The organism is Frondihabitans australicus, assembly GCF_003634555.1.
GTDB classification, from domain to species: domain Bacteria; phylum Actinomycetota; class Actinomycetes; order Actinomycetales; family Microbacteriaceae; genus Frondihabitans; species Frondihabitans australicus.
Genome location: NZ_RBKS01000001.1, coordinates 3,299,281 through 3,320,443 on the forward strand (window position 1 = coordinate 3,299,281; position 21,163 = coordinate 3,320,443).

Here is a 21,163-nt window from a genome sequence, read left to right on the forward strand (position 1 = left end):
GCTTCGCACGCGCGCCCAGTCCATCACGGCCGTGCCCGCCGGGGCAACGTCCGCTCAGAAGGTCCGCAGGTAGGCGTCGATCACGGAGGGCCGGTGAGCCACATCGTCACCACGCAGGTGACCTGCAGGGCCATGCCCGAGAACAGCACCAGCCGCCGGATCGCCGTGCTGTGCGTGATGCTGTCGACCGACACCAGCGGAGCGAGGGGCATCAGGAGCCGCGGCAGGCTCTCCTGCGGCAGGAACACCGCGAAGAGGTACAGCGCGTACGAGACGACGTACGCGCGGATCCCGGTGCCGAGCCGGCGCAGCGACGGCTTGCGCATGCCCCAGACGAACAGGCCCACGATCGCGAGGACCACGAAGACGCCCGCCCAGCCGAGGAAGTGCGTCGCCATGATGAACCAGGGCGTGAGCGGCACGAACTTCGGCGTGTAGCCGAGCACGTCGCGCCACCACGACATCTCCGTCTGCAGGTACGCGCCGGCGTGGCCGGTGGCGGCCGCGGCGATGAGGGGCCAGGCGAACCCGGCGGCGGCTATCGCGAGGCCGGCGATCACGGCGCGGACGCGCTCGGCAGGGGGGAACCCCTCGCGATCCTGCACGTAGCGCTGCACCACCACGATGCCGAGGGCGAGCGCCAGCACGAGGGCGCCCGGCTTCGTGAACGCCGCCAGGACGCCGCACCAGAGCAGCATCTCGTACCGGCGGGTCAGCATCGCCCAGGTGCCGGCGAAGAGGAAGAACAGGAACATGCTCTCGGCGTAGCCCACCTCGAGCACGAAGCCGACGGCACCGAAGCAGAAGAACGTGGTGCCCCAGAGCGCTCCGAGCTCGTCGACGCGCAGCCGGAGCAGGCGGTACAGCATCAGGGCGGCGAGCGCGCCGAAGGCCGTGGCGACGCCGACCGCGACGCCGCCGGTGTCCCAGCCGGTCATCTGGGCGAGGATCCGCACCGTCCACGGGAACGCCGGCAGGAACGCCCAGCCGTTCTTCTCGACGTGCCCGGCGGCGTCGATCGCGAGCGTCGTCGGATAGCCGTGCTGGGCGATGTTCGTGTAGAAGCGGGCGTCCCAGACGTTGAGGAAGCCGAAGAAGCCGTGCGTGGGGTCCTGGTCGACGTAGCCGTTCGCCCAGCGGCCCGGGTTCGCCGACGCGATGCGGTACATGACGAACAGCAGGATCGTCGAGAACACCCTCGAGGCCGCGTACACGCCGAGCACCGCGCTCCACCACGGCAGCCGCTGCGCCCAGGTGAGCAGGCGCAACGGAGACGGGGTCGGCGCGAGGGCGACGGGGGTCGTCGCGGTCGCGGGGCTCCAGCTCGGCACGAAGACAAGTATTCACGCGAACCTGAGCGTTGCGCGCGGGGCACTTGTGCCCGTCGGTGGGCGCCGCGCCTACCGCCGACGGCGGAAGAGCCGCCGCAGCCGCCGCTCGAGCGCGTCCGTCATGCCGTTCGAGTAGTCGGTGATCTCGCCGACGCCCTGCATGCTGGTCAGCGACGGCAGCGACGCCTGGATCGAGTACGTGCGCGCCGCCTGCGGGGTCTCGAATGCCAGGTCGAGCTCCACTGCGGCGGCCCGCAGGAGCCGCAGAGACTCCTCCGGCGTGGCGTCCGGGCTGACGGCCAGCAGCTCGAGGCTCGGCGAGCGGACGCCCTGCGACAGCCAGAGCTCGGCGCGGGTGGAGAGGTCGTCGGTCTGGGCGAGCCCCAGCATCCTGCGCGCCTCGGCGAGCCTGATCTCGTCGAACGCGCCCATGCCCTCGACGGTAGCGCGCGGTCGCTTCGCGGACCCGGAAATCCCGCACGCGGCGGAGCCTCGGCGCCGAGCGACCCGGCGAGGCCCCAGGTTCGCGGGAGGTAAACTCGATCGTCCCCACCACGCCCAGAGAGAGCACAGAGCAGCACTGTGACGGCCATTCAGCACGACGCGGAGTCCTCCTCGCGCTACTGGCCCGTCCCCATCCTGCGGGCGATCCCGCTGCTCGTCCTCGGCATGGTGACCACCTTCGTGAGCGACCACTCGCCGAACATCGGGCTCGCGACGTTCGGCGGCACCACGCTCGCGGGCGGGCTCCTGCTCGCGGGCGGCACCTACCGCTGGCTCGACGACCGCGCGAGCCGCCTGCTCTTCTTCGTGCAGGCCGGCGTGAGCGTCGTCTTCGGCGGGCTGGCGCTCGCCTTCGTCGGCGGCGGCCTCGTGACCCTCGTCGCCCTGGTGACCGGCTGGGCCGTCATCACCGGCGCCCTCGAGCTCGTCTCGGGCCTGCGGCGTCGCCGTCGCAGCGCCCTCGCGCGCGACTGGACCCTGCTCGGCGCGGCGACGCTCGTGCTGGCCCTCGTCTACATCCTGACCCCCACCGACTACGCCAAGCCGTTCGGCGGCATCGAGCACGTCCCGGGCACCCTCACCTCGTCGACGATCCTCGTCGGCATCGTCGGGGCCTACGGCGCGCTCGTGGGCGTCTTCCTCGTCATCCAGGGCCTCTCGCTGAAGTGGCAGACCGGCACGGCCGAGTCACTGCCCGTCGAGGCCGACAGCAACCCCATCGACGGAGCACACCGGCCATGAGCACCAACCCCACCCGCCACGAGCGCCTCCGCCCCCTCGAGCTCCTGATCATGGCGGCGGTCTTCGGCCTCTTCACCGGCCTGATCGTGCTCATGGCGACGCGTCAGCCGATCCTGTCGGCCATCTTCTGCGGCGTGGCGTTCATCGTCGCGCTCGTCGTGCTCGCGATGCTGTCGCTCGCGGCGAAGCCGAGCGACGCCGAGCAGCACGAGGTCACCGACGCGAACGGTCGCGTCAAGGGCCTGCTCGAAGACCGCGACGACCTGCCGCGCGGCCACTAGGCCCGGGGCTCGGAACTCCTAGGGCTCGGGGCCCAGGCCTCAGGAGCCGAGGCGCTCCACCAGCGACGCCGCCAGACCCGTGTAGGTGCCCGGCGTCAGTGCGACGAGGCGAGCCTTCGCCTCCGCCCCGATGTCGAGCCCCTCGACGAATGCCACGAGCTCAGCCTGGCCGACGCGGTGGCCGCGGGTGAGCTCTTTCAGCAGCGCGTAGGGGTCGCTGATCGACGAGCGGCCCGCAGTGATCTCGGCCCGGATGACGGTCTGGATCGCCTCGCCGAGCACCTCCCAGTTGCCGTCGAGGTCGGCCGCCATGGCGTCGGCGCTGATCGAGATCTCGCCGAGTCCGCGCGCGATGTTGTCGAGCGCCAGCAGGGAGTGGCCGAACGCGACGCCGATGTTGCGCTGCGCCGACGAGTCGGTGAGGTCGCGCTGCATGCGCGACGTGACGAGGGTCTCGGCGAGGGATGCGAGCAGAGCGCTCGACAGCTCGAGGTTCGCCTCGGCGTTCTCGAACCGGATCGGGTTGATCTTGTGCGGCATCGTCGACGACCCGGTGGCCCCGGCGACGGGGATCTGGGTGATGTAGCCCATCGAGATGTAGGTCCAGATGTCGGTCGCGATGTTGTGCAGCACGCGATTGGCGTGGGCTGTGCGGTCGTAGAGCTCGGCCTGCCAGTCGTGCGACTCGATCTGCGTGGTGAGCGGGTTCCAGGTGAGTCCGAGGCCCTCGACGAACTGCCGGGAGACGGAGGGCCAGTCGACGTCGGGGAACGCGACGACGTGGGCAGAGAAGGTTCCCGTTGCTCCGGAGAACTTGCCGAGGTACTCCGTCTCGGCGATCTGGCGGCGGATGCGGCCCAGGCGGTAGGCGTAGACCGCGAACTCCTTGCCGACGGTGGTCGGCGTCGCGGCCTGGCCGTGGGTGTGCGAGAGCATCGGCGTCGCCGCGTGCTCGGTGGCGAGCGAGGCGAACAGGGCGATGACGGCGTCGAACTTCGGCAGCCACACCTCGGTGACGGCCTGCTTCACGGTGAGCGCGTAGGAGAGGTTGTTGATGTCTTCGGACGTGCAGGCGAAGTGCGTGAGCTCGGCGATCGGGTCGAGGCCGAGGTCGCGGAGGCGGGCACGCACGTAGTACTCGACGGCCTTGACGTCGTGCCGGGTGGTGGCCTCGAGCGAGGCGAGCTCGTCGATGGCGGCCTGGCCGAAGTCGGTCACCACGGCGCGGAGGGCGGTCTTCTGCTGCTCGGTGAGCGGCTCGGCTCCTGCGAACCGCAGGTCGGTCTGGGCGATCAGCCACTCGACCTCGACGTGCACGCGAGCCCGGTTGAGCCCTGCCTCGCTGAGGAACTCGCCGAGCCCCTCCACCGCGGGACGGTAGCGGCCGTCGAGGGGCGAGAGAGGCTGCGGGGGGAGGCTCATTGGTGGGACCCTTGTCGTAGTGCTGGTTCGATCTGCCGGAACAGGGCGGTCGAGGCGTGCTCGACCATGTCGAGGACGACCTCGAACATGCTCGCATCGGAGTAGTAGGGGTCGGGCACATCGGTGCCGTCGCCCGCTCTGCCCCTGCCTGACGGCCCGCCGGCCTCGCGATCGAAGCTCAGCAGGAGCTGGACCTTCGTGCGGTCGGTCTCGGTGGGCGCCCACGCCTTGAGGATTCTCTCCTGGCCGCGATCGAACACCACCACGAGATCGTGATCGGCCCAGTCGGCGGCCTCGAACTGCCTCGCCCGGTGCCGGGAACCATCGTACCCGCGGTCGGAGAGCGCCCGGATCGTCCGCGCGTCGGCGTGCTCGCCCACGTGCCAGTCGCCCGTGCCCGCCGACGACACGACGACGCGCGAGGCGAAGCCCGCCTCGGCGACGCGGGCACGGAAGACGATCTCGGCCATGGGCGAGCGGCAGATGTTGCCGGTGCACACGAACACGATGCGGAACAGCGGGGGCTGCGGGTGCGGGCCGTACGCGTCGGTCGAGCCGAGGGAGGCCTTGAACCCGTCGTCGTCCAGCTCGTCGGCCGCTCCCCCGAACGTCATGCTCAGGCCCGGGCGCGCACGGAGCCGAAAAGCGGGCGCAGGATCAAGCCGATCACCCAGGCGAGGATCGCCAGCACGAGCGCCCCGAGAATGCCCCACCCGAGATTGTCGACCGTGAGCCCGAAGCCGATCAGCCCCGACACCCACGCCACGATCAGCAGCAGGAGGCCGTTCACCACGAGCGAGATGAGCCCGAGCGTCAGGATGTAGAGCGGGAAGGCGACGACGCGGATCACCGTGCCGACGATGCCGTTCACGATGCCGAAGATGAAGGCCACGAGCAGGTACGTGAGGATCGTCGGCACGATCGACCGGTCGCCGAACGGCGTCACGTGGACGCCCGAGACGAGGTACGTGGTGAACCAGAGGGCGATCGCGTTGATCACGAGCCGCACGAAGAAACGCATGCGCACCACTATGCCCACCCTCGCCTGGCGGCGGTAGCCCGTAGGCTGGATGCGTGCCGCAGCCAGTCCGTCTCCGCCCCGAGATCGCCTCTCTCCCGCCCTACCGTCAGGGCCGTCAGGCCGACCCCGAGGCCTTCAAGCTGTCGTCGAACGAGAACCCCTTCGATCCGCTGCCGGCCGTGGTCGAGGTGCTGCGCGACTCCCTCCAGGTCAACCGCTACCCCGACGCGGCGGCGGTCGAGCTGCGCGAGGTGCTGGCCCGCCGGTTCGGCGTCACCGCCGACGAGGTGCACGTGGGCTCGGGGTCGGTGGCGATCCTCTCCCAGCTGTTCCTCGCCGCGGCACAGCCCGGCGACGAGATCGTGTACGCCTGGCGGTCCTTCGAGGCCTACCCCGGCCTCGTCACGGTGGCCGGCGCCACGAGCGTGCAGGTGCCGAACCGCGCCGACGGCGGCCACGACCTCGACGCCATGGCCTCGGCGATCACCGAGCGCACGCGTATCGTCGTCGTCTGCACGCCCAACAACCCCACCGGCGAGATCGTCACGACACACGAGTTCGAGTCGTTCATGGCGAAGGTGCCCGAGGACGTCCTCGTGCTGCTCGACGAGGCGTACGTCGAGTTCGTCACCGACCCCGACGCCGTGAACGGCGAGTCGCTGCTCGAGCGCCACCCCAACCTCGTCGTGCTCCGCACCTTCTCCAAGGCGTACGGCCTCGCCGGGCTCCGCGTCGGGTACGCGATCGGGCCGTCGTACGTGCTCGACGCGGCGCGGTCGACGGCGATCCCGCTGTCGGTGACCGGCATCGCGCAGATCGCCGCGATCGAGTCGCTGAAGCACGAAGACGAGCTCTTCGAGCGAGTGGGCCGCATCACCAGGCTGCGCGACCAGCTCCGGCAGGCCCTGCTCGATCAGGGTTGGGACGTCCCGCGCGCCCAGGGCAACTTCCTCTGGCTGCCGACCGGCGAGCACACGGCACACGCCGCGCAGGTGTTCGAGGCGGCCGGGCTCATCGTCCGGGCGTTCGCCCCGGAGGGCCTGCGCATCTCGGTGGGCGAGGCTGCGTCTGTCGACAAACTCCTAGGCGCCGCCGCCGAGCTTGTCCGGGTCGTCTAGGTCACACTCGGCGACCCGACAGTAGGCTCGGCCGCATGTCTTCGCATGAAGAGGCCACAGGCGTCCGCCCCGTGGCCGATGTCCCGCCCGTGCACGGCCCTCCCGCCGTCCGGCTCCTCGACCCCGACGGCCGCATCGTCGACGGCCCGGCGGCCGACGAGCTCCTGCCCATGATCGACGCCCTCGACGACGAGACGCTGCGTCGCTTCCACCGGGACATGGTGGTCACCCGCTGTATCGACGACGAGGGCGCCAACCTGCAGCGCCAGGGGCAGCTGGCCCTGTGGATCCCGATCCGCGGCCAGGAGGCCGCCCAGGTCGGCCTCGTCCACGCGTCGCGCCCGCAGGACCACTTCTTCCCGTCGTACCGTGAGCACGCGGTCGGCTTCGCGCGCGGCATCGACCCGGTCGACATCATCCGGATGCTCCGCGGCGTCACGCACGGCGGCTGGGATCCCGCTGCCCATCAGAACTTCCACCTGTACACGGTCGTGCTCGGCTCGCAGACCCTGCACGCGACCGGCTACGCCATGGGCATCGCGTTCGACGGCGCCTCGGGCACCGGCGACCCCGGCCGCGACGAGGCGGTCGTGGCGTTCTTCGGCGACGGCGCGTCGAGCCAGGGCGACGTCAGCGAGGCCATGGTCTTCGCCGCCAGCTTCCAGACGCCCGAGCTGTTCTTCCTCCAGAACAACCACTACGCCATCTCGGTGCCGGTCGAGCGGCAGTCCCGCACGCCGCTGTACTGGCGCGGCGAGGGCTTCGGCATCCCCTCGACCCAGATCGACGGCAACGACGTCCTGGCCTCCTACGCGGTGTCTCGGCGCGACCTCGACGCTGCGCGCGCAGGAGGGGGTCCTCGCCTCATCGAGGCCCTCACCTACCGCATCGGCGCCCACACCACCTCCGACGACCCCACGAAGTACCGTTCGCAGGCCGAGCTCGACTCCTGGGTGGCGCGCGATCCGATCCTGCGCTTCGAGCGGTACCTCCGGTCGCGCGGCGAGAGCGACGCGTTCTTCGCCGAGGTCGACGAAGAGGCACGCGACCTCGCCGACGACGTGCGCCGACGCACGATCGCGCTCGAGAAGCCCGAGATCGGTGTGATGTTCGACCACGTGTACTCCGAGCCGCACCCGCGGATCGACGAGCAGCGCGCCTGGTTCCAGCAGTACGAGGCATCGTTCGGAGGCCGCTCATGACCGACATCGTCGACGCACCCCCGATCGGGCTCGCCGGAGCAGGCTCACGCGGCACCGAGGTCATGCCCCTCGGCCGCGCCATCAACGCCGGCCTCCGCCAGGCGATGCTCGACGACCCGAAGGTGCTCCTCCTCGGCGAAGACATCGGGCGCCTCGGCGGAGTGTTCCGCGTGACCGAGGGCCTGCAGGCCGAGTTCGGCGAGCAGCGGGTCATCGACACCCCGCTGGCCGAGTCCGCCATCGTCGGCTCGGCGATCGGCCTCGCGATGCGCGGGTACCGCCCGGTCGTCGAGATCCAGTTCGACGGGTTCATCTACCCGGCGTTCGACCAGATCGTCACGCAGCTCGCGAAGCTGCAGGCGCGGCACGAGGGCGCCCTGACCATGCCGATCGTGATCCGGGTGCCGTACGGCGGGCACATCGGCGCCGTCGAGCACCACCAGGAGAGCCCCGAGGCGTACTTCGCGCACACGGCGGGCCTCCGCTGCGTGAGCCCGTCGACGCCGCACGACGGCTACTGGATGATCCAGGAGGCGATCCGCTCGACCGACCCCGTGCTCTTCTTCGAGCCCAAGAGCCGCTACTGGCCGAAGGGCCCGGTCGACCTCGACTCGTCCGGCGTGCCGCTGCACGTCAGCCGTGTCGTCCGCACCGGCACCGAGGTCACGGTCGTCGGCCACGGCGCCATGGTCAGCGTCCTGCTGCAGGCCGCCGAGATCGCGGCCGAGGAGGGCATCTCGCTCGAGGTCGTCGACCTCCGGTCGCTGTCGCCGGTCGACTACGGCCCCCTGCTCGAGTCCGTCCGCAAGACCGGCCGTCTCGTCGTCGCGCAGGAGGCGCCGCAGAACGCCTCCGTCGGCTCCGAGATCGCCGCCACCGTCGCCGAGAAGGCGTTCTACTCGCTCGAGGCGCCGGTGCTTCGGGTCTCGGGCTTCGACACCCCGTTCCCGCCGGCGAAGCTCGAGAGCGAGTACCTCCCCGATGCCGACCGCGTGCTCGAAGCAGTCGATCGGGCGCTCGCGTACTGACGACCCGGCCCGCGGTTCACCAGGCGCTTCGCGCCGCCGGTCCGAACCTCACCTGACGCCGCACACCATCCGAAGGAGCACGCAGTGCCCAGCAACGCGACCCTCACGGGCGACACCTTCCACCTCCCCGACGTCGGCGAGGGCCTCACCGAGGCCGAGATCGTCGAGTGGAAGGTGCAGCCCGGCGACACCATCGCCCTGAACCAGGTCATCGTCGAGATCGAGACGGCCAAGTCGCTCGTCGAGCTGCCCTCGCCGTTCGCGGGCACGGTGGACGAACTCCTCGTCGCGGCCGGAGACACTGTGGCGGTCGGCGCTCCGATCATCCGGGTGTCGGGCGGCGAGATCCCGCGCACGCCCGCCGACGAGGTGCTCGAGCTCGAGGCCGAGGCCTACGACGGAGCGGGGTACGACTCGTACGAGAAGGCAGTGCACGCGGCTCCTGAGGGCTCAGGAGCAGTGCTGGTGGGCTACGGGGTCAGCGGCGCGCACATGACCACGAGGCGTCGCCGCGTGTCGAAGGCCGACGCGGACGCCCGGGCAGAACGCGTCGCCGACGCGCGAGCGGAGCGCGTGGCGAACGAGCGCGCCGCCCGGCCCGCCTCGGTGCCCGCGGCGTTCGCTCACCCGGTGATCGTGAAGCCGCCGATCCGCAAGCTGGCGAAAGACCTGGGCGTCGACCTCTCGAAGGTGTCGCCCACCGGGCTGGCCGGCGAGACCACGCGCGACGACGTGATCCGCGCCGCGACGCAGGCGAGCGTGTTCCACAACATCGAGACGCCCGAGTGGGGCGACGAGCGCATCGAGCGGATCCCGGTGAAGGGCGTCCGCAAGGCGATCGCCACCGCCATGGTGACGAGCGCGTACTCCGCGCCGCACGTGTCGCTGTTCGTCGACGTCGACGCCACCCGCACCATGGAGTTCGTGGCGCGGCTCAAGGCGTCGCCGCAGTTCGCCGGCGTGAAGGTGTCGCCGCTGCTCATCATGGCCAAGGCCGTCATCTGGGCCGTTCGCCGGAGCCCCACGGTCAACTCGGAGTGGACCGACCGGGAGATCCTGGTGCGCCACTTCGTGAACCTCGGCATCGCCGCCGCGACGCCGCGCGGGCTCATCGTGCCGAACGTGAAGGAGGCGCAGGCCATGTCGCTCATCGAGCTGGCGCAGGCCCTCGAGCAGCTGACCCTCACGGCACGCGACGGCAAGACCCAGCCCTCCGACACCGCCGACGGCACGATCACGATCACCAACATCGGCGTCTTCGGCATGGACACCGGCACGCCGATCCTGAATCCGGGCGAGGTGGCGATCGTCGCGCTCGGCACCATCAAGCAGAAGCCGTGGGTCGTCGACGGCGAGGTGCGGCCCCGCATGGTGACGACGATCGGCGCGTCGTTCGACCACCGGGTGGTCGACGGTGACGTGGCGTCCCGCTTCGTGGCCGACGTGGCCTCGGTGCTCGAGGAGCCCGCGCTCCTCCTCGACTAGTCCCCGCCGACGCGGGGCGACCTGCCGCCCTGCACCCCTGACCGGATGAATCACGGTCGCGGTTCCGTCCGCTCGGGGGTGCAGAGCAGCCTGCGGGCTAGACGAGGCCGCGCTGGTAGGCGTAGATCACGGCCTGCACGCGGTCGCGGAGGCCGAGCTTCGAGAGCACCCGGCCGACGTGGGTCTTCACGGTCGACTCCGAGAGGAAGAGCGCCGCCGCGATCTCGCTGTTCGACAGCCCGCGCCCGATCGCGACCAGCACCTCGTGCTCGCGCTCCGACAGGGGCGACGAGTCGGCGGAGGAGCCGCCCGCCGTCTCGGGCATCCGCCCCCGGTACATCTCGAGCATGCGCTGCGTGATCCGCGGCGAGACGATCGCCTCTCCCCCGGCGACGGTGTGGATCGCGGCGATGAGGTCGTCCGACGGGGCGTCCTTCAGCAGGAACCCGCTCGCCCCCGCGTTCAGCCCGCCGAACGCGTACTCGTCGAGGTCGAACGTGGTGAGGATGATGACGCGGGTCGCCGGGTTCGCCGCGGTGATCCGCCGCGTCGCCTCGATGCCGTCGAGCCCCGGCATCCTGACGTCCATCAGCACGACGTCGGGCTCGAGCTCGGCCGCGCGGGCGACGGCGTCGGCCCCGTTCGTCGCCTCGCCGATCACCCGGAGGCCGGGTGCCGCGCCGAGCACCATCGCCATGCCGGCGCGGAGGAGATCCTGGTCGTCGACCAGGAGGAGGGTGATGTCAGCCATGGGAGCCTTCCGTGTGAGAGGCGAGCGTCATGCGCACCCGCCAGCCGCGTTCGAGACCGGTCGCCGCGTCGCGTCTCGGGCCCGCCTCGACGCTGCCGTCGTGGATCGCCGCCCGCTCGCGCAGGCCGACGAGCCCGCGGCCGGTGCCGACCGAAGCCGGCGGCCCCAGCCAGAGGCCGTCGTCGGTCACCTCGACCACGATCGGGTCGCCGGTGTAGTCGAGCTGCACCAGCACGCGCGACGGCTGGTTGGCGTAGCGCAGAGCGTTCGTGAGGGTCTCCTGCACCGCCCGGAACACCGCGACCTGCACGCCCGAGTCCGCCGGCGGCGTGCCGCGCTGCTGGACCACGACCGGAAGCCCGGTCGAGCGGTAGGTCTCGACGAGGTGGTCGAGCTCCGCGAGGGTGGGCTGCGGTGCGACCGTCGCATCCTGGTCGTCGCGAAGGACCCCGAGCAGACGTCGCATGTCGCGGAGCGATTCGCGCCCCACCTCGCCGATCTGCCGGACGGCCTCTCTCGAGCGCGCAGGATCCGAGTCGGCCACGGCCGAGGCCCCGTCGGAGAGCCGCACCATCACGGAGAGGCTGTGCGCGACGACGTCGTGCATCTCGCGGGCGATGCGCGAGCGCTCCGCCGCCGTCGCGAGCTGCCCCTGCTGGTCGCGCTCGCGGGCGAGCTGGGCCGCCCGGTCGATCAGGGCGTCGAGGTAGCGCCTCCGGTTGCCGACGGCCGTGCCGGCGAGGAGGGCGAAGATGAGCACGACGAACAGGCCGTTGCCCGCGCCCGGCCGGTGGCCGGCCAGCAGCGTCGCCAGCCAGAACACCCCGTACGACGCGGCCGCGCAGCCCCACGCCCAGAGGTTGCCGCGGTAGACCGCGACGGCGTAGGTGGCGAGCATCAGCGGGATGATGAGGCTGCCGCCGACGACGACGGTGAGCGCGGTCGCGCAGACCGCCACGACGGCGAAGCTGGTGACCGGGCGGGTGCGCCGCAGCATGATCGCGGCGGCGGCGATCAGCACGAGGGCGAACCAGCCCGAGACGAGCCAGTTGGCGTGCCCGAGCCCCAGCCCCGTGTCGATGTTCTCGAGGTAGCCGAACAGCAGCCCGACGAAGGCGATCAGCGCGTCGGCCAGCCGCCAGTGACGAGACCAGAACCGGCGCAGGATCCCGGGAGGCTTCGGCAGCAGCAGGTCGTCGCCGGCCGCCTCCACCGGCGCACTCCCCCACCACGCGACCCGGCCGGGCGCGCCGCCTCGGTCGTCGCTCATGCCCTCGAAACTACCGCGCGGTCGAAGCGCCGGCCTTCGATCCGGGGCGCCTGGATCGTGTAGACGAGCAGGATGATCCACCCCACGATCGGCAGGAGGTACCAGAGGACGTTGAAGCCCGAGTGGTTCGCGTCGTGCAGGCGACGCCAGAGGACGGCGAGGTTCGGGATCAGGATCGCGAGCGCCCAGATCGCGCTGGCCACGTTGAGGATCGCGCCGGGCGAGCTGCTCTCGCCGAACGACCGCACGAGGGTCTGCAGCACCGTCGTGACGAGGTACGAGACGAGGATCCACCACCAGAACTCCGACCGGCTGGCGCGCCCGGAGAACGTGAAGTACTTGCGCCAGACGCGGGTCCACGCCTGGCCGATCGTCGCCTGGTAGAGCGGGTACTCGAGCGGCGGCTCCGTGGGCTGGTTCGGGTAGGTCATGGCTTCACGCTAGAGGCCGCCCGGCCGGGTCGCATGATGCCCCGGTACCGCAGCCCGTCCGCCCACGGTGCTCCTTTTTGACAATGATTATCGTTTAGGGTTACGGTCGACTCGTGAAGAACCCCCGACTCGTCCTCCCCGCCCTCGCCCTCGTCGCCATGTCGACGGTGGCCCTCGCCGGCTGCTCGTCCTCGTCGTCCGCGGCCTCCACGTCCTCCGACGGGAAGGTGCGCGTCGTCGCCTCGACCGACGTCTACGGCGACATCGCGAAGCAGATCGGCGGCAGCGCGGTGAGCGTGACGAGCATTCTCACCAACCCGAACCAAGACCCCCACACCTTCGAGGCCGACGCGCAGACGCAGCTGGCCATCTCGAAGGCCCAGGTGATCATCGAGAACGGCGGCGGCTACGACGACTTCGTCGACACCATGCGCAAGTCGACCAGCAGCACCGCCGAGCTGATCAACGCGGTGACGATCTCGGGCAAGAAGGCCGTCGACGGCGACCTCAACGAGCACGTCTTCTACGACTACCCGACCATGGTGAAGGTCGCCGACCGCATGGCAGCCGACTTCGCGAAGGAGGCGCCGAAGAAGAAGGCCGTCTTCACGAAGAACGCCGCCGCCTTCGAGACGAAGATGGCGAAGCTGGAGTCCGAGACCGCTGCGATCAAGAAGCAGTACGCCGGCGAGAAGGTCTCGTACACCGAGCCCGTGCCCGGCTACCTCTTCGAGGCGATGGGTCTCGTCAACGTCACGCCCGAGGCGTTCTCGCACGCCGTCGAGGAGGGCAACGACGTGCCGCCGGCCGCGCTGAACGATGAGCTTAAACTGATCCAGAACAAGACCGTGAAGATGCTGGCCTTCAACGAGCAGGCTTCGAGCCCCGAGGCGTCGCAGGCGCAGGCCGCGGCGAAGAAGGCGGGCGTCGCGGTGGTCCCGGTCACCGAGACGCTCCCGGCCGGCACCACGTACGAGACCTGGCAGCAGAACAACATCGACCACATGAAGGCGGCGCTCGCGAAGTGACAGACGAGGTGGTGCTGCGCCTGCGCGGCGCAGGAATGAGCTTCGGCGAGCGCACGCTCTGGTCGGGGCTCGACCTCGACGTGCGCGCGGGCGAGTTCGTGGCCGTCCTCGGCCCGAACGGCGCCGGCAAGACCACGCTGCTCAAGGCCGTCCTCGGGCAGCAGGATCTCACCGCCGGCACCATCGAGTTCCTCGGCCAGCCCGTCCACCGGGGCCACCGCAAGATCGGCTACATCCCCCAGCAGCGGCTCATGGAGCAGGGCACCCCGCTCCGCACCCGCGACATGATCTCGCTCGGAGTCCTGGGGCACCGCTTCGGCCTTCGTCGCGAGTCCCGGGACGAACGCGCTCGCATCGACGCGCTCGTCGACGAGGTCGGCGCCACGGCCTTCGCGACAGCGCCGGTCGCGTCGCTCTCGGGGGGCGAGCAGCAGCGCGCGCGCGTCGGGCAGGCGCTCGCCGCGCAGCCCGCGCTCCTGCTCTGCGACGAGCCCCTCATCTCGCTCGACCTGCGCCACCAGCGAGGCGTCACCGAGCTGATCGACTCGCAGCGTCGCGCCATGGGCGCGGCGGTCGTCTTCGTCACGCACGACGTCAACCCGATCCTCGACGTCGTCGACCGCGTCGTGTACATCGCGGGCGGCCGCTTCACGATCGGCACGCCCGACGAGGTGCTGCAGTCGTCGGTGCTCTCCGACCTCTACGGCACCCCCGTCGACGTGATCCGAACGATGGGCAGGATCGTGATCGTCGGCAGCACCGAGGGCTCCTCGGCCCCCGGCGACCACGACCACGCGCACCACGCCGAGGCCGACCTCGACCCGGAAGGCCCCGTGCGATGAACCTCGACCTGCTGAACCACATCCTGTCGTTCCAGAACTTCGGCGAGCTCGTCGTGCTGGTGCGAAACTCGATCATCGCCGGCGCGCTGCTCGGAATCGTGGGCGGCCTCATCGGGCCGTTCGTGATCACGCGCAACCTGCCGTTCGCGGTCCACGGCATCAGCGAGCTGTCGTTCGCCGGCGCCTCGATCGCGCTCCTCATCGGCATCAACGTCGTCGCCGGCTCGCTCATCGGCAGCGTCCTGGCCGCCCTGCTGATCGGCGTGCTCGGCAACCGGGCCCGCGAGCGCAACTCGATCATCGCCGTGCTCATGCCGTTCGGCCTCGGCCTCGGCATCCTGTGCCTTGCGCTCTATCAGGGGCGCTCGGCCAACAAGTTCGGCCTGCTGACCGGCCAGATCGTGTCGGTCGACAACCCGCAGCTCGGCTGGCTCCTGGGCATCTCGGTGCTCGTGATCGTCACGCTGCTCGTGGTGTGGCGGCCGCTCACCTTCTCGAGCGTCGACCCCGACGTCGCGGCGGCGGCCGGCGTGCCGGTCCGCTCGCTCGCGATCGTCTTCATGCTCGCGCTCGGCCTGTCGGTCGCGGTGTCGGTGCAGATCGTCGGCGCGCTGCTGGTGCTGTCGCTGCTCGTCACTCCGGCCGCGGCCGCGCTCCGGCTCACCGTGTCGCCGCTCTGGGTGCCGGTGCTGAGCGTCGTGTTCGCGGTGACGAGCGTCGTCGGCGGCATCCTGCTGGCGCTCGGCGGCGGGCTGCCGATCTCGCCCTACGTGACGACGATCTCGTTCGCCATCTGGCTCGTCTGCCGCATCGTGGGGGGTCGGCGTGAGAAGCGGGCGGCGTATCGGCGGGCGCGTGTCGCCGATCCTGCGACCGTGACCGCCGGAGGCACCGGCGTTCGCGCCGCGGCCGACGAGGGTGAGAGGGTGAGCGCATGAAGCGACAGACCTGGCAGCGGGAGGCCGTGCGCACGGCGCTCGGCGCGAGCGAGGGCTTCGTGAGCGCGCAGCACCTCCACTCGTCGCTGCGCGAGGGCGGCTCGTCGATCGGGCTGGCGACGGTCTACCGGCAGCTGTCGAGCCTCGAGGAGGCCGGCGAGGTCGATGCGCTGCAGCAGGATGGCGAGAGCCTCTACCGCGCCTGCTCCACGGACAAGCACCACCACCACCTGATCTGCCGCCGCTGCGGCACGGCCGTCGAGATCTCGGCCGACGCCGTCGAGCAGTGGGCCGCCGGCGTCGCCGCCGAGCACGGCTTCACCCAGCCGAACCACGTCGTCGACGTCTTCGGCCTCTGTGCCGCCTGCACCGCCGAGTTGACCGAGGCTTAGCCGGTCACGTAGGCTATCCCCTTGGTTGGGCGCAGTCTGCGCCCATGTGGGCCGATTCCACCGCTCTTCTGCCAGGCCATGCCCGACAGAGTGGATGACGCACGCCGACAAGTGACCTTGGGTAGGCCTGTTCCGACAGACCTACGGTATCTAGGAGGAAACCATGGCAGCAGTCTGCCAGGTGACCGGCGCCGTTCCCGGCTTCGGGCACAACATCTCGCACTCGCACCGACGCACCAAGCGTCGTTTCGACCCGAACATCCAGAAGAAGACCTACTACGTGCCGTCGCTGCGCCGTAACGTCACCCTGACGCTCAGCGCCAAGGGCATCAAGGTCATCGACTCGCGCGGCATCGAGAAGGTCGTCAAAGACCTCCTCGCACGTGGGGAGAAGATCTAATGGCAAAGCAGCAGGACGTCCGTCCGATCATCAAGCTCCGCTCGACGGCGGGCACCGGTTTCACGTACGTGACCAAGAAGAACCGTCGCAACAACCCCGACCGTCTCGTGCTCAAGAAGTACGACCCGGTGATCCGCAAGCACGTCGAATTCCGAGAGGAGCGCTAAGCATGGCCAAGAAGAGCATGGTTGCGAAGAACAACCAGCGCAAAGAGATCGTCGCCCGCTACGCCGCGAAGCGCCTCGAGCTGAAGAAGGCTCTGATCGACCCGAACGGCACCGACGAGAGCCGTGAGGCCGCTCGCGTGGGTCTGCAGAAGCTCCCCCGCGACGCTTCGCCGGTGCGCGTCCGCAACCGCGACGCCATCGACGGACGCCCCCGCGGTCACCTCAAGGAGTTCGGCATCAGCCGTGTCCGCTTCCGCGACATGGCTCACCGAGGCGAATTGCCGGGCATCACGAAGTCTTCCTGGTAGGTTCTGAGGCGGTTCTTCAGGGTTGCTTCCCGCTAAGTTAGCGGGGAGGCAACCTCGAGGGGCCGCCTTTCGACCGTCATCCGATGGTCTTCCAGCAAAGCGAATCGCTTTTTCCAGAATCGTGTCCGAGGAGGACAACATATGGCTGACAAGTCACTGAACCGTACCGAGCTCGTCGCAGCTGTCGCTTCCGAGTCGGGCCAGAGCCAGGCCGCCGTCAACGGTGTCGTCGACGCTCTCTTCGCTGTCGTCGCCAAGAACGTCGGCGAGGGCACCAAGGTCACGATCCCCGGCTGGATCTCGTTCGAGAAGACGCACCGCGCCGCTCGCACCGGCCGCAACCCCCAGACGGGCGAGCCGCTCGAGATCGCCGCTTCCGACAGCGTCAAGGTCGGCGCCGGCTCGAAGCTCAAGGCTGCCGTCAAGTAGTCTTCGCGACACCGCAGAAGAGGGGCCGCCGACACTCGCTGTCGGCGGCCCCTCTCTTTTCCCTCTCTAGGATTGTCGGGTGCCCCGCCTCCTCCGCCTCGCCGGCCCCGCCCTCCTGGTGGCGGCAGGGCTCGCGGCCCTGCTGGTGGCTCTCGCCTACGGCGGTGCGGCTGCACGCCTCCCCCTCGACGATCCCGGCGCCGTGGTCCGCTTCGGGCTGCCGGTGGCGACACTCGTCACCGACCTCAGCGCCAGCCTCGCGATCGGGACGCTCGCGCTCACCTGCTTCGCGTTGACACCCGACCGCCCCGAGTGGACGCGCGCCCTCGACATCGCGTCGGCCGGGGCGCTGGCGTGGACCATCGGCTCCTGCGTCACAGGGTTCTTCACCTTCCTCAGCGTCTCGAACGTCGCGCTGACGCCCGACGCGAAGTTCGGGCAGTCGCTCGCCTTCTTCCTCACGAACACGTCGCTGGGCGTCGCCTGGCTCGTGTCGACGCTCATCGCCGCGGTCGTCACCGTGCTCTGTTTCGCCATCCGCAGCCCTACGGGCGTGCTCGTCGTGGCCCTGCTGGCCGGAGCGGGCCTCGTGCCGATCGCCTCGCAGGGCCACGCCGCCGGCACCACCGACCACGTGGCGGCCGTCACCGCCCTCGGGCTGCACGTCGAAGGCGCCGCCGTGTGGCTCGGCGGCCTCCTCGCGATCGTGCTGCTGCGCCCCGTGCTCGACCGCCGCGTGGCCACCGTGCTGTCGCGCTACTCGACCCTCGCCCTGCTCTGCTTCGCGATCGTGACCGTGTCGGGCGTCGTGAGCGCCGGCATCCGGATCGGATCCTGGGCCGACGTCGGCTCCCGCTACGGCGTGCTCGTGCTGGCCAAGGCCGTGGCCCTCGTGCTGCTCGGGCTCTTCGGCGTCGTGCATCGCCGCGTCGTCATCACGAAGCTTCAGGGCGCAGGATCGGGCAGTATCCGCGGCGTGAGGTCTCCCCGCCTCCGCGAGGGCACCCCGGCCTTCTGGCGATTCGTCGTCGCCGAGCTCGCCGTGCTCGGGGTGGCCTCCGGCGTCGCGGCGGCCCTCGCGCGCACATCGACGCCCGTGTCGCAGAAGGCGATCGCCGAGACCGGCACGCTCTCGCCGTTCGAGGTGCTGACGGGGCGGGTGCTGCCGGCGCCGTTCACGGTCGAGAGCTGGTTCACCGGCTGGAGCCTCGACCTCGTGTGGCTGCTCGGCTGCGCGGTGCTCGCGGTCGTCTACGTCGTCGCCGTGCGGCGGGTGCGCAGGCGGGGCGAGACGTGGCCGTGGTCGCGGGCGGTGCTTTGGATCCTGGGCCTGGTGGTCCTCGCGTACATGACGTCGGGGGCCCCGCACCTCTACGATCAGGCGCTGATCAGCGCGCACCTCGGCACGGTGGTGTGCGCGGGGCTCGTCGTGCCGGCGCTGCTCGTGCCGGCCGCCCCGTGGACGCTGGCGCTCGTCGCGATCGACAAGCGCACCGACGGCAGTCGCGGCCCCCGGGAGTGGCTGCTCGGCGTCGTGCGCTCGCGCGTCGCGGCCTGGCTCACGCACCCGTTCACCGGGCCGCTGCTCGCGAGCGTGTCGCTGTGGGCGTGGCTGCACACGCCACTTCTCCGCTGGTCGGTGGCGACCGGGTGGGGGCACTTCGCGATGGTGCTCGAGCTCGTGCTGGCCGGATGGCTGTGCGCGCAGGCGGTCTGCGGCATCGACCCGGTGCCGGTGCGCGCGGGGCGCGGACTCGCCGTCGGGGGCGCCGCCCTCGTCGCGGTCGTCGTCGTGGGGCTCGGCGTGCGGCTTCTGGGCGACGGGCTGCTGCTCTCGAACTGGTACGGCGCCACAGGGCGGCAGTGGGGTCTCGCGCCCGTCGACGACCAGCAGGCCGGTGGGGTCGTGCTCATGGTCGCCGGGCTCGTCGTGGGCTCGCGGCTCGTGGCCGCCGCCGTGCGTCGCCCGGCCGAGTAGCGCTCTGCGGCTCCTGCGCCCCGTGCCCCCCCGCGACAAAACGCGACACCTGCGACGTGTCGAGACGTCGCAGGTGTCGCGTTGTGTCGCAGGAGGCGCGGCTAGAGGGCGACGGGAGCCGGCGCCTCGGCGAGCAGCTCGCGCACCATCGGCGCGACCTTCGTGCCGTAGAGCTCGATGCTCCGCATCATCGCGTCGTGCGGCAGCGGCCCCATCGAGTACTTCATGTCGAAGCGGGTGGCGCCGAGCACGCGGAGGTTCTGAGTGATCTTCCGGGCGACCGTCTCGGGCGACCCGACGTAGAGCGCCCCGTCGGCGGCCGCCGACGCGAGGTACTGCTCGCGCGAGAACGGAGGCCAGCCGCGCTCCCGCCCGAGCTTCGTGACCTGGGCCGACTGGTACGGGTAGAGCGTCTCGAGCGCCTCCTCGTCGGTGGCGGCGACGAAGCCGGGGGAGTGCATGGCGATGGGCCGTGGCCCGTGCCCCATCTGCTCGAGGGCGCGCCGGTAGAGGTCGGCGTACGGCGCGAACTGGGCCGGCTGCCCGCCGATGATCGCGAGGAAGAGGCCCATGCCGTAGTGCGCGGCCCGGATCACGGACTGCGGCGACCCGCCGACGCCGACCCAGGTCTTCAGCGTGCCCGACTCGGGGCGCGGGAACACCTCCTGCTTGTGCAGGGCGCCTCGGGTCGTGCCGTTCCAGGTGACCGGCTGGTCTTTCAGCAGCTCGGCGAAGAGGTTGATCTTCTCCTCGAAGAGCACCTCGTAGTCGGCGAGGTCGAGCCCGAAGAGCGGGAACGACTCGGTGAACGAACCGCGCCCGAGCACGACCTCGGCCCGGCCCGACGACAGCGCGTCGACCGTCGAGAACCGCTCGAAGACGCGCACGGGGTCGTCCGACGACAGCACGGTCACGGCGCTGCCGACGTGGATGCGCGACGTCTTCGCGGCGATCGCCCCGAGCACCACCTCGGGCGCCGAGACGGCGAAGTCGGCGCGGTGGTGCTCGCCGACGCCGAAGAAGTCGAGCCCGACCTCGTCGGCCAGAACCGCCTGGCTCAGGAGCTGGCGGATCGTCTCGGCATGGCTCGTCAGTTCGCCGTGCATCGCCTCCCCGCCCGGAGTCGGCGACTCGGTCACGTCTCCGAAGGTGTCGAGGCCCAGCTCGACGTCGTCGGGCGAGACGACCGGGACGACCCGGTCGGGATTCGAGGCGGTGGCCATGACGTGCTCCCCATTTCTATGCGTGTGCATGTAAGTCAATCATGATCGACGCCCGGACATTCCCGTTCGGCCCGCGAACGGGGAGCCCGTGAACTGGGGCGACACGGTCACGCGAACTGGGGGCGGTCCCACCGTCTGCCCGGTTGTTCGGCAAAATACACTTTTGCTATGACCTTCAGCCCAGCAGCCGGCGCGTCCGACCCGCGCCGCGACGCGATCGACGCCGCCGCGCGCCGTATCGCCGTGCGCCACGGGCTCTCGGGCATCACGCTCCGGCGCCTGACGGCCGACGTGGGCGTCGCCCCCGGCGTCATCGCCGAGCTCGAGCCGTCCATGGGCGCCCTCATCGCCCGCACCTTCGACGAGCTGGCGACGAGCGAGCTGCACGACACCCAGCGCGACATCGACGCCGCCGCGTCGCCGCTCGAGGCTCTGCGGCTCATGATCGAGGCCCTCCTCCAGGACAGCCACAACAACTTCAACTCCATCTGGGCCGACGCGTGGAGCCTCGGCCGCCACAACATCCCGCTCGCCCGGGTCGCCCGCGAGGCGTCGATCGAGTGGCAGGAGATGTTCCGCATCCTTTTCCAGAACGGCATCGACCAGGGGCAGTTCGTCGCTCGCGACGCCGATCTCGTCGCGCAGGAGTTCCTGGCCCTCATCGACGCCGCGACCGCGTACCGGCTGGTGGGCTTCGGCACGAAGGAGACCCACCTCGACCTCCTGCGTCGCACGATGGAGCATTCGCTCGGACTTCCGGCGTCGACGCTGTAGCGATCCTGCGACCTGGGTTGCCTGAGCGACCCGTGTTGCCTTAACGGCGTGCCGCGACCCCGGACCCGGACGGAACGGCATTGACCGGCCTCGTCGCTC

At 70.5% G+C, this 21,163-nt stretch carries 25 protein-coding genes; 16 read left to right on the top strand and 9 right to left on the bottom strand.

The window, feature by feature from the left end:
- Positions 1 to 80: 80 nt before the first annotated feature.
- A complete protein-coding gene (locus C8E83_RS15720; protein ID WP_121370918.1) occupies positions 81 to 1,331 on the bottom strand; it encodes a mannosyltransferase family protein in 1,251 nt (416 codons plus the stop codon).
- 69 nt (positions 1,332 to 1,400) lie between these two features.
- A complete protein-coding gene (locus C8E83_RS15725; RefSeq protein WP_121370919.1) occupies positions 1,401 to 1,763 on the bottom strand; it encodes a hypothetical protein in 363 nt (120 codons plus the stop codon).
- 150 nt (positions 1,764 to 1,913) lie between these two features.
- On the opposite strand from C8E83_RS15725, the gene C8E83_RS15730 reads away from it, so the two are divergent.
- Entirely contained in the window at positions 1,914 to 2,576 is a 663-nt protein-coding gene (locus C8E83_RS15730; RefSeq protein ID WP_121370921.1) for a hypothetical protein, read from the top strand.
- Positions 2,573 to 2,857: a hypothetical protein gene (locus C8E83_RS15735; protein ID WP_121370923.1), complete on the top strand. Its 285-nt coding sequence runs from the start codon at positions 2,573 to 2,575 to the stop codon at positions 2,855 to 2,857. Before C8E83_RS15730 ends, C8E83_RS15735 begins: the two co-directional genes overlap by 4 nt.
- A gap of 39 nt (positions 2,858 to 2,896) precedes the next feature.
- Here the strand turns inward: C8E83_RS15735 and purB are convergent, their stop codons facing one another.
- The 3 genes from purB to C8E83_RS15750 are packed head-to-tail and all read right to left on the bottom strand — an operon-like array spanning position 2,897 to position 5,300.
- The gene (gene purB / locus C8E83_RS15740; protein WP_121370925.1) at positions 2,897 to 4,279 is read right to left on the bottom strand and encodes an adenylosuccinate lyase; all 1,383 of its coding nucleotides are present in this window, start codon (positions 4,277 to 4,279) and stop codon (positions 2,897 to 2,899) included.
- Positions 4,276 to 4,893: a low molecular weight protein-tyrosine-phosphatase gene (locus C8E83_RS15745; protein WP_121370927.1), complete on the bottom strand. Its 618-nt coding sequence runs from the start codon at positions 4,891 to 4,893 to the stop codon at positions 4,276 to 4,278. Before C8E83_RS15745 ends, purB begins: the two co-directional genes overlap by 4 nt.
- Before the next feature lie 2 nt (positions 4,894 to 4,895).
- Positions 4,896 to 5,300 carry a phage holin family protein gene (locus C8E83_RS15750; RefSeq protein WP_121371952.1) on the bottom strand — a complete coding sequence of 135 codons (405 nt, stop codon included), beginning with the start codon at positions 5,298 to 5,300 and terminating at the stop codon, positions 4,896 to 4,898.
- 53 nt (positions 5,301 to 5,353) lie between these two features.
- Here C8E83_RS15750 and C8E83_RS15755 point away from each other — a divergent pair, with 53 nt between their 5' ends.
- The 4 genes from C8E83_RS15755 (at position 5,354) to C8E83_RS15770 (ending at position 10,133) form a co-directional block, all read left to right on the top strand.
- Entirely contained in the window at positions 5,354 to 6,418 is a 1,065-nt protein-coding gene (locus tag C8E83_RS15755) for a histidinol-phosphate transaminase (protein WP_121370928.1), read from the top strand.
- Positions 6,419 to 6,453: 35 nt separating this feature from the next.
- Positions 6,454 to 7,620, top strand: a complete 1,167-nt coding sequence (locus tag C8E83_RS15760) for a thiamine pyrophosphate-dependent dehydrogenase E1 component subunit alpha (protein WP_121370930.1) — start codon at positions 6,454 to 6,456, stop codon at positions 7,618 to 7,620.
- Positions 7,621 to 7,682: 62 nt separating this feature from the next.
- Positions 7,683 to 8,648, top strand: coding sequence for an alpha-ketoacid dehydrogenase subunit beta (locus tag C8E83_RS15765; protein ID WP_121371953.1), 966 nt, complete (start codon positions 7,683 to 7,685; stop codon positions 8,646 to 8,648).
- An 84-nt stretch (positions 8,649 to 8,732) separates the two neighbouring features.
- Positions 8,733 to 10,133 (top strand): dihydrolipoamide acetyltransferase family protein, encoded by a 1,401-nt coding sequence (locus C8E83_RS15770; RefSeq protein WP_121370932.1) that lies wholly within the window; start codon positions 8,733 to 8,735, stop codon positions 10,131 to 10,133.
- 97 nt (positions 10,134 to 10,230) lie between these two features.
- Here the strand turns inward: C8E83_RS15770 and C8E83_RS15775 are convergent, their stop codons facing one another.
- The 3 genes from C8E83_RS15775 to C8E83_RS15785 are packed head-to-tail and all read right to left on the bottom strand — an operon-like array spanning position 10,231 to position 12,585.
- Positions 10,231 to 10,884 carry a response regulator gene (locus tag C8E83_RS15775; RefSeq protein WP_121370934.1) on the bottom strand — a complete coding sequence of 218 codons (654 nt, stop codon included), beginning with the start codon at positions 10,882 to 10,884 and terminating at the stop codon, positions 10,231 to 10,233.
- Positions 10,877 to 12,154 (bottom strand): sensor histidine kinase, encoded by a 1,278-nt coding sequence (locus tag C8E83_RS15780; protein ID WP_121370936.1) that lies wholly within the window; start codon positions 12,152 to 12,154, stop codon positions 10,877 to 10,879. Before C8E83_RS15780 ends, C8E83_RS15775 begins: the two co-directional genes overlap by 8 nt.
- Positions 12,151 to 12,585: a DUF805 domain-containing protein gene (locus C8E83_RS15785; protein ID WP_121370938.1), complete on the bottom strand. Its 435-nt coding sequence runs from the start codon at positions 12,583 to 12,585 to the stop codon at positions 12,151 to 12,153. The genes C8E83_RS15780 and C8E83_RS15785 overlap by 4 nt, the downstream gene beginning before the upstream one ends.
- A gap of 113 nt (positions 12,586 to 12,698) precedes the next feature.
- On the opposite strand from C8E83_RS15785, the gene C8E83_RS15790 reads away from it, so the two are divergent.
- The 9 genes from C8E83_RS15790 to C8E83_RS15830 all read left to right on the top strand — a co-directional run bounded on the left by C8E83_RS15790 (position 12,699) and on the right by C8E83_RS15830 (position 19,067).
- On the top strand, positions 12,699 to 13,613 hold the full coding sequence (locus C8E83_RS15790) for a metal ABC transporter solute-binding protein, Zn/Mn family (RefSeq protein WP_245981737.1): 915 nt from the start codon (positions 12,699 to 12,701) through the stop codon (positions 13,611 to 13,613).
- On the top strand, positions 13,610 to 14,455 hold the full coding sequence (locus C8E83_RS15795) for a metal ABC transporter ATP-binding protein (RefSeq protein ID WP_245981739.1): 846 nt from the start codon (positions 13,610 to 13,612) through the stop codon (positions 14,453 to 14,455). Before C8E83_RS15790 ends, C8E83_RS15795 begins: the two co-directional genes overlap by 4 nt.
- The gene (locus C8E83_RS15800) at positions 14,452 to 15,393 is read left to right on the top strand and encodes a metal ABC transporter permease (RefSeq protein ID WP_121370939.1); all 942 of its coding nucleotides are present in this window, start codon (positions 14,452 to 14,454) and stop codon (positions 15,391 to 15,393) included. The genes C8E83_RS15795 and C8E83_RS15800 overlap by 4 nt, the downstream gene beginning before the upstream one ends.
- Positions 15,390 to 15,785, top strand: coding sequence for a Fur family transcriptional regulator (locus C8E83_RS15805; RefSeq protein WP_121370941.1), 396 nt, complete (start codon positions 15,390 to 15,392; stop codon positions 15,783 to 15,785). The genes C8E83_RS15800 and C8E83_RS15805 overlap by 4 nt, the downstream gene beginning before the upstream one ends.
- A gap of 163 nt (positions 15,786 to 15,948) precedes the next feature.
- Positions 15,949 to 16,185 (top strand): 50S ribosomal protein L28, encoded by a 237-nt coding sequence (gene rpmB, locus C8E83_RS15810; protein WP_121370943.1) that lies wholly within the window; start codon positions 15,949 to 15,951, stop codon positions 16,183 to 16,185.
- Positions 16,185 to 16,352: a 50S ribosomal protein L33 gene (gene rpmG, locus C8E83_RS15815; protein ID WP_121370945.1), complete on the top strand. Its 168-nt coding sequence runs from the start codon at positions 16,185 to 16,187 to the stop codon at positions 16,350 to 16,352. The genes rpmB and rpmG overlap by 1 nt, the downstream gene beginning before the upstream one ends.
- A 2-nt stretch (positions 16,353 to 16,354) precedes the next feature.
- The gene (gene rpsN / locus C8E83_RS15820; protein WP_121370947.1) at positions 16,355 to 16,660 is read left to right on the top strand and encodes a 30S ribosomal protein S14; all 306 of its coding nucleotides are present in this window, start codon (positions 16,355 to 16,357) and stop codon (positions 16,658 to 16,660) included.
- Positions 16,661 to 16,801: 141 nt separating this feature from the next.
- The gene (locus C8E83_RS15825; RefSeq protein ID WP_121370949.1) at positions 16,802 to 17,089 is read left to right on the top strand and encodes an HU family DNA-binding protein; all 288 of its coding nucleotides are present in this window, start codon (positions 16,802 to 16,804) and stop codon (positions 17,087 to 17,089) included.
- Positions 17,090 to 17,168: 79 nt separating this feature from the next.
- Positions 17,169 to 19,067, top strand: a complete 1,899-nt coding sequence (locus C8E83_RS15830; RefSeq protein ID WP_121370950.1) for a bifunctional copper resistance protein CopD/cytochrome c oxidase assembly protein — start codon at positions 17,169 to 17,171, stop codon at positions 19,065 to 19,067.
- A 101-nt stretch (positions 19,068 to 19,168) separates the two neighbouring features.
- On the opposite strand, the gene C8E83_RS15835 is transcribed toward C8E83_RS15830, so the two are convergent.
- Complete coding sequence (locus C8E83_RS15835; protein ID WP_121370952.1) at positions 19,169 to 20,290, bottom strand: LLM class flavin-dependent oxidoreductase; 1,122 nt, start codon at positions 20,288 to 20,290, stop codon at positions 19,169 to 19,171.
- A 168-nt stretch (positions 20,291 to 20,458) separates the two neighbouring features.
- On the opposite strand from C8E83_RS15835, the gene C8E83_RS15840 reads away from it, so the two are divergent.
- Entirely contained in the window at positions 20,459 to 21,064 is a 606-nt protein-coding gene (locus C8E83_RS15840) for a TetR/AcrR family transcriptional regulator (protein WP_121370954.1), read from the top strand.
- Positions 21,065 to 21,163 lie beyond the last annotated feature (99 nt).

What these genes read in the sequence shown, in the direction of transcription:
- C8E83_RS15775 (WP_121370934.1), bottom strand. Translation starts at nt 10,884, where the DNA reads ATGGCTGACATCACCCTCCTCCTGGTCGACGACCAGGATCTCCTCCGC.
- C8E83_RS15725 (WP_121370919.1), bottom strand. Translation starts at nt 1,763, where the DNA reads ATGGGCGCGTTCGACGAGATCAGGCTCGCCGAGGCGCGCAGGATGCTG.
- rpmG (WP_121370945.1), top strand. Translation starts at nt 16,185, where the DNA reads ATGGCAAAGCAGCAGGACGTCCGTCCGATCATCAAGCTCCGCTCGACG.
- C8E83_RS15760 (WP_121370930.1), top strand. Translation starts at nt 6,454, where the DNA reads ATGTCTTCGCATGAAGAGGCCACAGGCGTCCGCCCCGTGGCCGATGTC.
- C8E83_RS15750 (WP_121371952.1), bottom strand. Translation starts at nt 5,300, where the DNA reads ATGCGTTTCTTCGTGCGGCTCGTGATCAACGCGATCGCCCTCTGGTTC.
- C8E83_RS15840 (WP_121370954.1), top strand. Translation starts at nt 20,459, where the DNA reads ATGACCTTCAGCCCAGCAGCCGGCGCGTCCGACCCGCGCCGCGACGCG.
- C8E83_RS15780 (WP_121370936.1), bottom strand. Translation starts at nt 12,154, where the DNA reads ATGAGCGACGACCGAGGCGGCGCGCCCGGCCGGGTCGCGTGGTGGGGG.
- purB (WP_121370925.1), bottom strand. Translation starts at nt 4,279, where the DNA reads ATGAGCCTCCCCCCGCAGCCTCTCTCGCCCCTCGACGGCCGCTACCGT.
- C8E83_RS15800 (WP_121370939.1), top strand. Translation starts at nt 14,452, where the DNA reads ATGAACCTCGACCTGCTGAACCACATCCTGTCGTTCCAGAACTTCGGC.
- C8E83_RS15765 (WP_121371953.1), top strand. Translation starts at nt 7,683, where the DNA reads ATGCCCCTCGGCCGCGCCATCAACGCCGGCCTCCGCCAGGCGATGCTC.
- C8E83_RS15835 (WP_121370952.1), bottom strand. Translation starts at nt 20,290, where the DNA reads ATGGCCACCGCCTCGAATCCCGACCGGGTCGTCCCGGTCGTCTCGCCC.
- C8E83_RS15745 (WP_121370927.1), bottom strand. Translation starts at nt 4,893, where the DNA reads ATGACGTTCGGGGGAGCGGCCGACGAGCTGGACGACGACGGGTTCAAG.
- C8E83_RS15785 (WP_121370938.1), bottom strand. Translation starts at nt 12,585, where the DNA reads ATGACCTACCCGAACCAGCCCACGGAGCCGCCGCTCGAGTACCCGCTC.
- rpsN (WP_121370947.1), top strand. Translation starts at nt 16,355, where the DNA reads ATGGCCAAGAAGAGCATGGTTGCGAAGAACAACCAGCGCAAAGAGATC.
- C8E83_RS15825 (WP_121370949.1), top strand. Translation starts at nt 16,802, where the DNA reads ATGGCTGACAAGTCACTGAACCGTACCGAGCTCGTCGCAGCTGTCGCT.
- C8E83_RS15735 (WP_121370923.1), top strand. Translation starts at nt 2,573, where the DNA reads ATGAGCACCAACCCCACCCGCCACGAGCGCCTCCGCCCCCTCGAGCTC.
- rpmB (WP_121370943.1), top strand. Translation starts at nt 15,949, where the DNA reads ATGGCAGCAGTCTGCCAGGTGACCGGCGCCGTTCCCGGCTTCGGGCAC.
- C8E83_RS15805 (WP_121370941.1), top strand. Translation starts at nt 15,390, where the DNA reads ATGAAGCGACAGACCTGGCAGCGGGAGGCCGTGCGCACGGCGCTCGGC.